The organism is Lentzea sp. NPDC005914 (assembly GCF_040629405.1).
Taxonomy (GTDB): Bacteria; Actinomycetota; Actinomycetes; order Mycobacteriales; family Pseudonocardiaceae; genus Lentzea.
The window spans coordinates 131,951-143,977 of the sequence record NZ_JBEXVQ010000013.1; the positions used below are offsets into that span (position 1 = coordinate 131,951).

The window sequence follows — 12,027 nt, forward strand, 5'->3', positions numbered from 1 at the left end:
CCACTCTGGAGAGCAGTCGCAAGACGAGGACCTCCTGGCTAGGGCGGCGGCCCTGCCCGGAACGGTAAAATGGTCCAGACCTTTGCGTCAATACTCGATCACTGACATCGGGTGTCAGTGATGGCGTTTTAGCGTCCTGGCCATGAGTAAGAACGATTTCGACTTCTTTCACGGCCGGTGGCGCGTGGCCAACCGCAAGATCGCCGACATCGTGGGCCGCGGCACCGACTGGGTCGAGTTCGAGGCGACGAGCGAGTGCAGGCCGGTCCTGGGCGGGGCGGCCAACATCGACAACCTCCTCGCCGACGGCTGGGAGGGCATGACGCTGCGCCAGTACGACCCCTCCGCCGACGTCTGGCGCATCTGGTGGGCGTCCACCCGCGCTCCCGGCCACCTCGACCCACCGCTCGAGGGCCGGTTCACTGACGGGCACGGGGTGTTCTTCGGCGACGACGTGGTGGGCGGCCACGCGGTGAAGCTGCGGTTCGACTGGACGGCGGGCGACGAGCCCGTGTGGCAGCAGCAGTTCTCCTACGACGGCGGCGAGACCTGGGAGACGAACTGGGTCATGAGGTTCACGCGCGCCGAACTGGACGCGGTCTGACCTGCGGGTTCAAAGTTCTTGCAAGCACACGCGGGCATCCTGGACCTACCACCGAACTGGGGAGGTCACATGGTGGGCAAGAAGACAGCGGGCGTACTGGTGCTCGCAGCAGCGGCGCTCGTGCTCGGAGTGGGCACGGCATCGGCCGCCGGGGATGACAGTGGTCAGGGCACGCGGGTGACCGGGGTGGACAACCGGGAATCGGGAACGCGCGTGACCGCGGCGGACGACCGGGAAGCCGGGATCGACGGCAAGGAGCAGTCCATCGGGACCGACGGCAAGGACCAGTCGATCGGCACCGACGGCACTCGGGTGACGGGCGGCGTCAGCAGCCAGGGCACGCGGGTCACCTCGGTGGACTCCGGTTCGCTGGTCTGGTGACCGAAGGGCCGGGACGTCACGAAACGTCCCGGCCCTTCCAGTCAGTGGTGGTGCTGGTGGACGACCGCGTGGCCCTTGCCGCGCCCGATCATCCAGCGGTTCACCGGCACCGTGACCACGAAGGCAATCACCAGCGACACCGCCAGCGACGCCCAGAACAGCCAGGTCCCCAGGCCCGCCTCCATGGCGCCGGGCACCACCAGGATCACGCCGTTGTCGACGATCTCCATCACCGCGATCGACACCGTGTCCGCCGCCAGCGCGACGCCGAGCGCCGCCTTGAACGACAGGCCCGAGCGCAGCACCGGGCGCATCGTGAGCGAGTAGCCGAACACGAACGCGAGCACGATGGCCAGCACGATCGTGGCGAGGTTTCCCCAGCCCAGCGCCGTGCCGATCACCATGCCGAGCACCTCGCCGATCGCGCAGCCGGTGAGGCAGTGCAGCGTCGCGGAGATCGCCTGCCTGGTCAGGCTTGCGGGAGCGTGGTCCATCTCGTCCTCCTCGTCGAACGTCGAGCCGACCATACCCCTAGGGGGTATTGGTATCAACCCGTACCCCGGTAGGGTGTGCCCCATGACGAGGCGCCGGGCCACCCAGTGGGTGCTGCTGTGCGCGCTCGTCTTCGCCGTCGTCGGGATGCACCATGTCGCAGCGGCGGAAACTCCGCACGCCGGGCACACGATGAGCCAGCAGCAGGAGCAACCGCACGAGCACAACCTGCTGCACATGTGTCTCGCGGTCCTGGTCGCGGCGGCCGTGGCGCTGACGGCGTGGTTCCTGGTCCGGACGGCACTCCCCCGGCTCGCGGCGCTCCCGTCCGAAGTGCCGCTGAGCACCCCTCAACGTCCGCCACCGGGCGGAAGATCACTCCTCACTTCTCTCTGCGTGCTGCGGAACTGAGTTCGACAGTCCACTCAGCACTGTCCACAAACGTCAGAGAGAAGACCGCGTCTTGAAGAAGTCCCTCATCGGGGCTGTCGTCGGCATGCTCATCTTGAGCGCCTGCAGCAGCACCGAGAAGCCGGCCGCGCCCGACCTCAAGGCGGACATCGCGTTCGCGCAGAAGATGGTCCCGCACCACGAGCAGGCGCTGGAGATGGCGAAGCTCGTGCCGTCGCGCAGCAGCGACGACAAGGTCCGCGACCTCGCCCAACGCATCGAGAAGGCCCAGGACCCGGAGATCACCCGGATGAACTCCTGGCTCAAGGAGTGGGGCGCCCCCTCCATGCAGGACCACTCCGGCCACGACATGTCCGGGATGATGAGCGGCGACGACATGGCCGAGCTCGAGAAGGTCACCGGCGCCGAGTTCGACCAGCAGTGGCTCGACATGATGATCAAGCACCACGAAGGTGCCCTCGAGATGGCGAAGACCGAGCTCGACCAGGGCAAGGACGCCGAGGCCAAGAAGCTCGCCCAGGCGATCATCGACGGTCAGCAGCAGGAGATCACCGAGATGAAGGGCCTCCTGCAGGCCAGGTGAACAACGGCGGGGGCCGGTCGCCCGGCCCCCGCCTTCCTGAGCTAAAGAATTCTCGCTTGTTTTAGCAACTCGGAATGCGCGCCGCTTTCGCCCGATCGGCCCTCGAAACATTTCTTGCGCGTCTTGACCGCGCGGAGATCGTCCCCCACAGTTTGATGCACGCGAATGGCACCCGCGGCTGTGGCATCCCCGTCCGTCGCCTGTCTTTGGTTCTCCGATTGTCGACGCTGGCGTAATCGCCGTTCGTACGCTGCCCGTACCGCGGTGTGCCCCCACCTCAACGAAGAGGAGCACACCCATGGCCGGATCGGGCCATATTTCGCACACAGCCGTCCCACGAGCCGGCAGGCGACGCATGGCCGGTGCCGCCGCCGTCGCCGCCGTGCTGCTCGGCGGGCTGGTGGCGGCCTTCACCGCGGCGCCCGTGTCGGCCGCGACGGTCGACACCAGCGCCTGGTACGTGCTGGTCAACCGCAACAGCGGCAAGGCTCTGGACGTCTACAACCTCGCCATGAACGACGGCGCCCGCATCACCCAGTGGGCCCGCAACGACGGCAACCAGCAGCAATGGCAGTTCGTCGACTCCGGCGGCGGCTACTACCGGCTGAAGTCACGGCTGTCGGACAAGGTCCTCGACGTCTCCGGCGCCTCCACCGCCGACGGCGCCGGCATCATCCAGTGGACCGACCACGGCGGCGGCAACCAGCAGTTCCGCCTCGCCGACTCCGACGGCGGCCACGTGCGTCTGATCAACCGCACCAGCAACAAGGCCGTCGAGGTCCAGGGCTCCTCCACCGCCGACGGCGCCAACGTCGTCCAGTACAGCGACCTCAGCGGCACCAACCAGCAGTGGCAGCTCGTCCTTGTCGGCGGAGGGCCCGGCCCCACCACCACGACGACCACCCCGCCCGGCACGTGCACGCTTCCGTCGACCTACCGGTGGTCGTCGACCGGCTCGCTGGCGAACCCGAAGCAGGGATGGGTCTCGCTCAAGGACTTCACCCACGTCGTCTACAACGGCAAGCACCTGGTCTACGCGACGACGCACGACACGCGGACGTCCTGGGGATCGATGAACTTCGGGACCTTCACGAACTGGTCCGACATGGCCTCTGCCAGCCAGAACGGCATGAGCAGCGGCACCGTCGCCCCCACGCTGTTCTACTTCGCCCCGAAGAACATCTGGGTGCTCACCTACCAGTGGGGCGGCACGGCGTTCAGCTACCGGACGTCGAGCGACCCCACCAACGCGAACGGCTGGTCGGCCCAGCAGACGCTCTTCACCGGCAGCATCCCCAACTCCGGCACGGGCCCCATCGACCAGACGCTCATCGGTGACGGCACGAACATGTACCTGTTCTTCGCCGGTGACAACGGGAGCATCTACCGGGCCAGCATGCCGATCGGTAACTTCCCCGGCAGCTTCGGCTCGAGCTACACGACGATCATGAGCGACACGCAGGCCAACCTGTTCGAAGGCGTCGAGGTCTACAAGGTCCAGGGCCAGAACCAGTACCTCATGATCGTCGAGGCGATGGGCCGCAACGGCCGGTACTTCCGCTCGTTCACCTCCAGCAGCCTGAACGGTTCGTGGACCCCGCAGGCCGCCACCGAGAGCAACCCGTTCGCCGGCAAGGCCAACAGCGGCGCCACCTGGACCAACGACATCAGCCACGGCGACCTGATCCGCAGCAACCCCGACCAGACCAAGACCATCGACCCCTGCAACCTGCAGCTGCTCTACCAGGGACGTGACCCGAACTCCGGCGGCGACTACGGCCTCCTGCCCTACCGGCCGGGCCTGTTGACGCTGCGACGCTGATCGCCGGCACACCCTGAACGTTCGTCGAATTCGACAATCCGAATTCGACAGGATCGGATCACCGAAAGAGTTTTCGAAAATTTATCGAAACCTTTGAGCACCCACCGGAGCCGGTTCGGCACTGCTAGCGTCGAATAATCCCCCAAAGCGCCGACGAACTGGATTCCCTCGAATCCGGTGCGCGGTCATGTCCGCGCTGCCGGCCGACTCCGGTGAGGAGTACCCCGCATGGTTGAAACAAATATTCGAGCGGGCCGCGTTCCCGGTCGCATCGCACTGCTCATCTCCGGTGCCTGCACCGCGCTCGTCGCCGCGCTGCTGCCCGGCGTCGCCGGCGCTGACGTGGGTATCGCCGCCACGTGCTCGAGCCAGACGGGCAACAACAACGGCTACTACTACTCGTTCTGGACCGACGGCGGCGGCAGGGTCTGCATGGACTTCGGCGCCGGCGGCAACTACAGCACGTCGTGGAGCAACGTCGGCAACTTCGTCGGTGGCAAGGGCTGGAGCAACGGCTCACGGCGGACCGTGACCTACTCGGGCAGCTTCAACCCCTCCGGCAACGCGTACCTGACGCTCTACGGGTGGACGTCGAACCCGCTCGTCGAGTACTACATCGTCGACAACTGGGGCACGTACCGGCCCACGGGTACGTACAAGGGCACGGTCACCAGCGACGGTGGCACGTACGACATCTACCAGACGATGCGCTACAACGCGCCCTCCGTCGAAGGCAACAAGACGTTCCCGCAGTTCTGGAGCGTCCGGCAGCAGAAGCGGACGGGCGGAACCATCACCACCGGCAACCACTTCGACGCGTGGAACCGCGCCGGCATGCGGCTCGGCAACTTCAGCTACTACATGATCCTCGCGACCGAGGGCTACCGGAGCAGCGGCAACTCCAACATCACCGTGAGGTGACGCTGGCGGGCGGGCTCAGTTGATCTGGGTCAGCGCGAGCCCGCCCGCCATCAGCAACACGCACGCCAACGCGTGCACGACCGGGTTGCGAACCAGCAGTGCCACGAACTCCCGCAGGAACGCGCTCGGCACGAAGTACCAGGCCGTCGGCGCACCGATCACCTGCAACCGCAACCCCTGCTTGCGCGACAGCACGGCGGTGCGGAACACGTGATAGTTGTTCGTCACCGCGACAACACGGCCGGTGTGCCCGCGTTCGGCCAGCAACTCCTTGCTGTAGCGGAGGTTCTCCTCGGTCGTGGTGGCCTGGTCCTCGAGCACGATGTCGGACTCCGGCACGCCGCGTTCGGTCAGGTACCGGCGCATCGCGAACGCCTCCGAGACCTCCTCGTCAGCGCCCTGCCCGCCCGACACCACGATGATCGGCGACCGACCGGCCTCGCTCTCGCGGTGGTACAGGCGCAACGCGCGGTCGAGCCGGGACGCCAGCAGCGGCGGCACCTTTGACCCGACCAGGCCCGCGCCGAGCACCACGATGCCGTCGAACCCGGTGCGGCGCCCGGTGCGGCCGTAGATCACCGAGTACAGCAGCAGGCTCACGAACAGGAACGCGATGTACGCGGACACCAGGAACAACCCGATCGCGCTGCCGCGGATCCAGTCGTTGGGCTGGCCGATGCCCCACCCGAAGTAGATCATCTCGCCGATCAGGGCGAGCCCGGCGAGCAACGACAGCAAGTTGCCCAGCGACCGGCCCTCGCGGCGGACCATGACCAGGCCGTTCGCGAGCAAAGCCAGTGGCAGCAACAGAAGACCGAGCACGGCGAGCATGAAGGCGAGCAGCAGCGGCAGGCTCAGCACCGGGTTGTCGCGCCCGGCCTCCGCCAGCAGGAGCAGCAGCATCACCAGCGTGATGCCGAGCCAGACCGCGTTGCTCAGCCTGCGCCGGTCGCGCACCATGCCGTACAGGAAGATCGACGCGGGGATGACGAACAGCAGGCCGGCGAGCACCGGCTCAGGGTAGTACCGACGATCAGTCGGTGTTCTCGGGCTCCGGTGCGGCGGGCTTGGGCCGCGGCCTCAGCCGCACGGCCCCCGCCGTGAGGTCGAGCGGACCGGTCTCCTCGAAGTCCTCGCCGGTGCCGGAGTCCGTCGCCTCGCTGCGGAGCTTGCGTCCCGGGAACAACTCACCCAACTGTCCCATGCCTTCGACCCTACCCCTTTAGAACAGGGCGATGAGCAGCACGATCACGGCGATCGCGACCAGGATCGGGATCCACATCCCACCGGCGGGCCTGCGGTAGTGGCTGCGGACCGTGGTGGTGCGGAACCAGCTGTACGGGGCGCTGCGGCGGTGCCGGCGAACCCAAGGCATCTCGACTCTCCTTAAGAGGGCGACCTATCTGGTCGGGGATACCCAGATCTTCAGCCGATCACGCACACCCGCCAGACCACCCGCCGCCACCTGCGGGTCGCCGATGTCGTTGCCGTACAGCACTTCGTCCCACGGTCCGAGCTGATGCCAGATCAACGCCCGGTGTCGCAGCTGGTCAGTCACGCCGTAAGTGCCGGCGAGCGCGTCCGCGAACTCCGGTGGTGTGCCGTGCAGTGCCCAGGCCAGGTCGACCGCCGGGTCCCCGATGTGGAGGTCGCCGAAGTCGATCACACCGGTCAGCACGCCGTCGCGGCCCAGGACGTGTTCAGGGCCCAGATCGCCGTGCACGAGCGTGTCCGCGGGCACGCCCGGCAGCGCGTCCAGCAGCGTCGCGCCTTCCGGCACGTGCGGCAGCACTTCGCCGCGAAACCGTTCGACCGGCAGCGTCCTCGGGCTGACACCTCGTGCCGAAGCCTCCTCGACCGGCAGCGCGTGCAACGCCAGCAGGAACTCGCCCAGCTGCCGGCCCTGGGTCGCGTTCAGCGTGGCCAGTTCGCCGGGCACCAGCTCGTGCCGCACGACGAGCGGGTCGTGAGACATCACGACAGGCACCGGGACGGGCAGGGGCAGCAGCGGCGCGAGCCACGGCATCACCACGGTCTCGCGCACCAGCTGTGGCCCGATCTCCGGACGGCGCGGCCGGCGTTCCACCCAGCCGCCGACCAGTTCGGCCCTGCTGTCCCAGCCCTCGCCCAGGTACGTCACGCGCCCAGTGTTACCAGCAACTCCCGTGCGTCTGAAGCGACTTTCGCCTGGCCACACCGCTCCGCCGCCTCCAGCGCCTCCCGTGCCACCTCAACGGACCGGGTGATGCGCGCACGGACCAGCAACGCCCGTGAGTGGTCCATCATGCTGTTGGTCTCGTGGATCATCGTGAGCACCTCGTCGATCAGCTCGACCGACGCCGTGGCCTCGGCGAGCAGGATCGACGCGGTGATCACGCCGGGGCCGTAGCCGATCTTGCGGCCGAGCTCGGCCGCGTCCCCCGCGTGCTCCCTCGCCCTGGCCGGTTCCAGCACCGCCATCGCGACCAGGCAGTCGATCCGCGCCTTGGGGTGCTCGGCTTCCCGCGCGACCTCGAAGCACTGCTCCGCCACCCGCAGCCCCTCGGCGGTCTCGCCCCGTTCGGCGTGGATGCGGGCCTGGCTGGCCAGCGCGTTGGCCAGCGCGCGTTGCTGGTCCTGGCTGATGTTCAGCTGCACGGCCTCGACGCTCGCGGCCAGCGCCCGGTCGAGGTCACCGAGCTCGAAGCAGGCGACGGCGATGTTGTCCAGCGCGAGAGCGACCTGGTTGTGCAGCCCGTTGCGCTCGCTGAGGTCCTTGACCTCCTGGAAGTACTCGGCGGCCTGGCGCAGCTCACCGCGCGTGCCGGAGGAGATGGCAAGGTTGATCAGCACGCTGCCGACGCCGCGTACGTCTCCGAGCTCCCGCCTGATCCGCAACGCCTCCACGAACTGCTCGTCGGCCCGGCCGCCCTCGCCCATCTCCTGCAGCACGAGGCCCGTCGCGTTCCTGATCGACGCCACCGCGAACGGCGTCGGCGCGCACTCCATGGCCTGCTCGTAGCTGCTCAGCGCGGCGGGATACTCGCCGCGCGTCCACGACGACATGCCCAGGCCGTACCACGCGGCGGACTGCCCGGCCAGGTCGCCCGCCGCCCGTGCGGTGCGCAGCCCCGCGCGGAACACCAGCGCCTTCTCGGTCTCGAACCGGCCGATGTGCAGGTAGATCCGCAGGGCGTCGGCGAGCTGCTGCGCGTATGGCGACGGTGCCGCCAGCACCGCCGCGACCAGGTTGGAGTGCTCGTCCTCCAGCCACGCCGCCGCGTCGTCCCGGTCGGTGAAGCTCAGGCTCGGGCCGTCCAGGTCGGGCTCGGTCAGGAGGTTCGTCTCGGGCACGATCCGCAGGACGGCGTTGTGCGCGGTCCGCAGGTACCACGCGTACATGTCGAGCAGCCCGGCCCGATCGTCGTCGTCCGCCGTGTCTGCGGCGAACAGCCTGATGAGGTCGTGCAGCTGATAGCGAACGCCGATGTGGTCGACGAGGCCGGCGCGCACCAGTTCGTCGAGCTGGGGTTCGGGATCACGCCCGGCGAGTGCCGTGGCCGCGTCCAGCCCGAGGTCCGCGCCCGGAGGCAACCCGAGCCGCCGGAATACGCGCTTCGCCTCGCTGGTCAGCGCCCGGTACGACAGCTCGAACGTGGCCCGCACGGCCGTGTCGCCGTCGATCTCCAGCACGTCCAGCCGGTCGCCGCGCAGCTCGTCCAGGTAGTCCTCGATGTGCCCGTGCGCGACGTTCGCCCCCGCGATCCGCAACGCGAGCGGCAGGTGCGCACACAGCCGCACCAGCTCCGTGCGTTCCTCGGGAGTGCCTTCCACCCGCATGTTGGTCAACAGGTCGTGTGCCGCGTCGTCGCCCAGCACGTCGAGCCGCAGCTGCCCCGGCAGGTCGTGGCGGCTCGTGACGATCGCCAGGCAGCCGGGTGAGGCCGGCAGCAGCGGCTCGATCACGTCCTCGACGGCGTTGTCGAGCACGACCAGCACCTTCCTGCCGTCGAGCTTCGACTTGTACAGCTCGACCTGCGCGTCGAGGTTCACCGGAATCGCGGGCTGCGGAACCCCGAGTGCCCTCAGGAACCCGCTCAGCGCCTGCTCGGCCGTCACCGGCGGCCCGGACGCGAACGCCCGCAGGTTCACGTACAGCTGCCCGTCGACGTACCGCTCCCGCAGCCGGTGGGCGAGCCTGACCGCGAGCGCCGTCTTGCCGACGCCGGGCGGCCCGGTGATCGAGATCAGGTCGCTCTGAAGTTCGAGACGTTCCAGCTCGTGCTCGCGGCCCACGAAGTCCGGCAGGTCCGCCGGCAGCTGGCACGGTCCGGGCGTGCGCACCTTCAGGCGGTACCCGGACGCGTCCGTGACGATCTCGTCCGGAATGGACCGTCGCAGGCGCTTCACCAGCGTGCGCAACGCGGGCATCGGTCCCGTGGGCGGACTCTCGCCCCAGACCTCGCGAATCAGGTCGGCGAACAGCACCGGCTCGTTGGGGCGCGCGGCGAGTGCCCGGTGCAGCGCGCGGAGCTTTCCCTCTTGTGATCCGGCCACCGGCCGATCCTAAGCAAGGCGTGCAGAATTCCGGGATGGCCGCCACCGTCTCCGCCAAGCTGCTCTCGCTGCTCGGCACGTTCGACGCCCGCCACCGCCGCCAGACCCTCAGCGGCATCGCGCGCCGCGGCGGCCTGCCGATCAGCACGACGCACCGGCTGCTCGCCGAACTGCAGGCGTGGGGTGCGGTGCGCAGGCTGGACTCCGGCGAGTACGTCATCGGCCGCCGGATCTGGCGGCTCGGGCTGCTCGCGGCGGGCGAGGTCGACCTCAGCCGGGTCGCCGAGCCGTTCCTGCACGACATCCACGCGGCCACGCGCGCCGTCGTGCACCTGGCCGTGCGCGAAGGGACCGAGGTCCTGTACCTCGACCGGGTGTCGGGCCACGCGTCGGTGCCGATCGTGAGTTCGACGGGCAGCAGGTTGCCGCTGCACTCAACCGGCGTGGGCAAGGTTCTGCTCGCGCACGCGCCCGCCGAGGTGCAGGAGGAGGTGCTGCTGCACCACCTGACGCGCATCACGGCGTACACGGTGACCGAGCCCGGCCGGATGCGGGCGCAGCTGCACCGGATCCGCCGGGACGGGTACGCGCAGACGTTCGAGGAGATGACGCTCGGTGCGTGCAGTGTCGCGGTGCCGGTCGAGGTGGACGGGCACGTCGTGGCGGCTCTCGGCATCGTCGTGCCGGATCTGCGGAACGTGCGCGGACGGCTGGTCGCCGCGTTGCAGGTGGCCGCGCGGGGCATCGGGCGGATGCTGGATCCGGGTTTCCATCCATCGGAAATCGACCCTGGCGGTCAGCGCGGCTGACCGGTTGAATCTTCAACCGTGGCAAGCGAAAAGCGTCAGCTATTCATCGGCGGCGAAAGCGTTCCCACCGCGGACGGCCGCACTACTGAAGACCTCAACCCCTTCACGGGCGAGGTGTACGCCGTGGTCGCCGCTGCTGGAGCGGCGGACGTGACGCGTGCGGTCGACGCGGCGCAGGAGGCGTTCGCGGAGTGGGCGGCGACCTCGCCGTCCGCCCGGCGCCGGATCCTGCTGCGCGCGGCGGACGAGTTGGAGAAGCGCACCCCGGAAGCCATCGCGCTGATGGCTCAGGAGGTCGGCGGCGTCGCCGGGTGGGCCGGCTTCAACGTCATGCTGGCCGCCAACATGCTGCGCGAGGCCGCCGCGGCCGCCACCGCGCCCATCGGCGAGGTGCTGACCACGGACACGCCGGGCCAGCTGTCGCTCGCGGTGCGCGAACCGCTCGGCGTGGTGGCGGCGATCTCGCCGTGGAACGCGCCGATCATCCTCAGCGCGCGGGCCGTCGCGGCCCCGCTCGCCGCGGGGAACACCGTGGTGCTCAAGCCCAGCGAGGACGCGCCGATCGCGGCCGGTCACTTCATCGCCGACGTGCTGCACGAGGCCGGGTTGCCGGCGGGCGTGCTCAACGTCGTGACGAACGCGCCTGCCGACGCCGCAGAGGTGGCGGAAGCGTTGATCGCCGATCCGCGCGTGCGTGCGGTGAACTTCACCGGCTCCACCGAGGTGGGCCGGATCATCGGAACCCTCGCGGCCCGGCACCTCAAGCCCGCCGTGCTGGAGCTCGGCGGCAAGAACTCGCTGCTGGTCCTGGACGACGCCGACCTCGACCACGCGGTGGAGGCGGCCACGTTCAGCTCCTTCTTCAACGCCGGTCAGATCTGCATGTCGGCCGACCGGATCCTGGTACACGCATCCGTGGCCGAGGAGTTCACGGCGAAGCTGGCCGCCAAGGTCTCCTCGCTGCCTCACGGCGACCCCGCCGACCCCGGCACGGTGATCGGCCCGGTGATCACCCCGGGCGCCGCCTCCCGGGTGGCCGCGCTGGTCACCGAGGCCGTCGACGCGGGCGCTCGCGTGCGGGCGGGTGGTGACGGCGCCGCGACCGTGCTGGACAACGTCACCCCGGCCATGCGCATCTTCCAGGAGGAGATCTTCGGTCCCGCCGTCGTCGTGACCACGGTCGCGGACGACGACGAGGCCGTCGCCATCGCCAACGACACCGAGCACGGCCTCACCGCCGGCATCCTCACCGAGGACTCGCGGCGCGGCCTCGCCCTGGCGCGCCGGATCCGCACGGGCATCGTCCACGTCGGCAACCAGACCGTGGACGACGAACCGCAGGCGCCGTTCGGTGGCGTCAAAGCCAGCGGGTACGGCAGGTTCGGCGGCAGGTGGGGCATCGAGGCGTTCTCGGCCACCCGCTGGGTCACCGTCGCCTCGGAACACGGTCACTTCCCGATCTGAGCCG

General features: G+C 69.1%; 14 protein-coding genes. 8 read left to right on the forward strand and 6 right to left on the reverse strand.

What is annotated here, in order from left to right; translation table 11 throughout:
* Nucleotides 1-142: 142 nt before the first annotated feature.
* Nucleotides 143-604 (forward strand): hypothetical protein, encoded by a 462-nt coding sequence (locus ABZ345_RS20185; protein WP_359850582.1) that lies wholly within the window; start codon nucleotides 143-145, stop codon nucleotides 602-604.
* A 69-nt stretch (nucleotides 605-673) separates the two neighbouring features.
* Nucleotides 674-985, forward strand: a complete 312-nt coding sequence (locus ABZ345_RS20190; RefSeq protein WP_359850585.1) for a hypothetical protein — start codon at nucleotides 674-676, stop codon at nucleotides 983-985.
* Nucleotides 986-1,026: 41 nt separating this feature from the next.
* Here ABZ345_RS20190 and ABZ345_RS20195 read toward each other — a convergent pair whose 3' ends face one another.
* Nucleotides 1,027-1,479 (reverse strand): DUF4396 domain-containing protein, encoded by a 453-nt coding sequence (locus tag ABZ345_RS20195; protein WP_359850807.1) that lies wholly within the window; start codon nucleotides 1,477-1,479, stop codon nucleotides 1,027-1,029.
* Between the two features lie 82 nt (nucleotides 1,480-1,561).
* Between ABZ345_RS20195 and ABZ345_RS20200 the strand changes: the two genes are divergently transcribed.
* The 4 genes from ABZ345_RS20200 to ABZ345_RS20215 all read left to right on the forward strand — a co-directional run bounded on the left by ABZ345_RS20200 (nucleotide 1,562) and on the right by ABZ345_RS20215 (nucleotide 5,214).
* The gene (locus tag ABZ345_RS20200) at nucleotides 1,562-1,888 is read left to right on the forward strand and encodes a hypothetical protein (RefSeq protein ID WP_359850588.1); all 327 of its coding nucleotides are present in this window, start codon (nucleotides 1,562-1,564) and stop codon (nucleotides 1,886-1,888) included.
* Nucleotides 1,889-1,973: 85 nt separating this feature from the next.
* A complete protein-coding gene (locus ABZ345_RS20205) occupies nucleotides 1,974-2,471 on the forward strand; it encodes a DUF305 domain-containing protein (protein ID WP_359850809.1) in 498 nt (165 codons plus the stop codon).
* 298 nt (nucleotides 2,472-2,769) lie between these two features.
* Nucleotides 2,770-4,293: a non-reducing end alpha-L-arabinofuranosidase family hydrolase gene (locus tag ABZ345_RS20210; protein WP_359850591.1), complete on the forward strand. Its 1,524-nt coding sequence runs from the start codon at nucleotides 2,770-2,772 to the stop codon at nucleotides 4,291-4,293.
* A gap of 228 nt (nucleotides 4,294-4,521) precedes the next feature.
* Nucleotides 4,522-5,214, forward strand: a complete 693-nt coding sequence (locus ABZ345_RS20215) for a glycoside hydrolase family 11 protein (RefSeq protein ID WP_359850594.1) — start codon at nucleotides 4,522-4,524, stop codon at nucleotides 5,212-5,214.
* Nucleotides 5,215-5,229: 15 nt separating this feature from the next.
* Here ABZ345_RS20215 and ABZ345_RS20220 read toward each other — a convergent pair whose 3' ends face one another.
* Genes ABZ345_RS20220 through ABZ345_RS20240 form a run of 5 tightly spaced genes read right to left on the reverse strand, consistent with a single transcriptional unit; the run spans nucleotide 5,230 to nucleotide 9,750 of the window.
* Nucleotides 5,230-6,225, reverse strand: a complete 996-nt coding sequence (locus ABZ345_RS20220) for a YdcF family protein (protein ID WP_359850597.1) — start codon at nucleotides 6,223-6,225, stop codon at nucleotides 5,230-5,232.
* 22 nt (nucleotides 6,226-6,247) lie between these two features.
* Nucleotides 6,248-6,418, reverse strand: a complete 171-nt coding sequence (locus ABZ345_RS20225; protein WP_359850600.1) for a hypothetical protein — start codon at nucleotides 6,416-6,418, stop codon at nucleotides 6,248-6,250.
* An 18-nt stretch (nucleotides 6,419-6,436) separates the two neighbouring features.
* Nucleotides 6,437-6,589 carry a hypothetical protein gene (locus ABZ345_RS20230; protein ID WP_359850602.1) on the reverse strand — a complete coding sequence of 51 codons (153 nt, stop codon included), beginning with the start codon at nucleotides 6,587-6,589 and terminating at the stop codon, nucleotides 6,437-6,439.
* A 24-nt stretch (nucleotides 6,590-6,613) separates the two neighbouring features.
* A complete protein-coding gene (locus tag ABZ345_RS20235) occupies nucleotides 6,614-7,354 on the reverse strand; it encodes a phosphotransferase (RefSeq protein ID WP_359850605.1) in 741 nt (246 codons plus the stop codon).
* Nucleotides 7,351-9,750, reverse strand: coding sequence for an AAA family ATPase (locus tag ABZ345_RS20240; protein ID WP_359850608.1), 2,400 nt, complete (start codon nucleotides 9,748-9,750; stop codon nucleotides 7,351-7,353). The genes ABZ345_RS20235 and ABZ345_RS20240 overlap by 4 nt, the downstream gene beginning before the upstream one ends.
* Before the next feature lie 35 nt (nucleotides 9,751-9,785).
* Here ABZ345_RS20240 and ABZ345_RS20245 point away from each other — a divergent pair, with 35 nt between their 5' ends.
* Together ABZ345_RS20245 and ABZ345_RS20250 are read left to right on the forward strand one after the other, a co-directional pair.
* Nucleotides 9,786-10,559: an IclR family transcriptional regulator gene (locus ABZ345_RS20245; RefSeq protein WP_359850611.1), complete on the forward strand. Its 774-nt coding sequence runs from the start codon at nucleotides 9,786-9,788 to the stop codon at nucleotides 10,557-10,559.
* A gap of 18 nt (nucleotides 10,560-10,577) precedes the next feature.
* Nucleotides 10,578-12,023: an aldehyde dehydrogenase family protein gene (locus ABZ345_RS20250; protein WP_359850614.1), complete on the forward strand. Its 1,446-nt coding sequence runs from the start codon at nucleotides 10,578-10,580 to the stop codon at nucleotides 12,021-12,023.
* The last annotated feature ends 4 nt before the right edge of the window (nucleotides 12,024-12,027 follow it).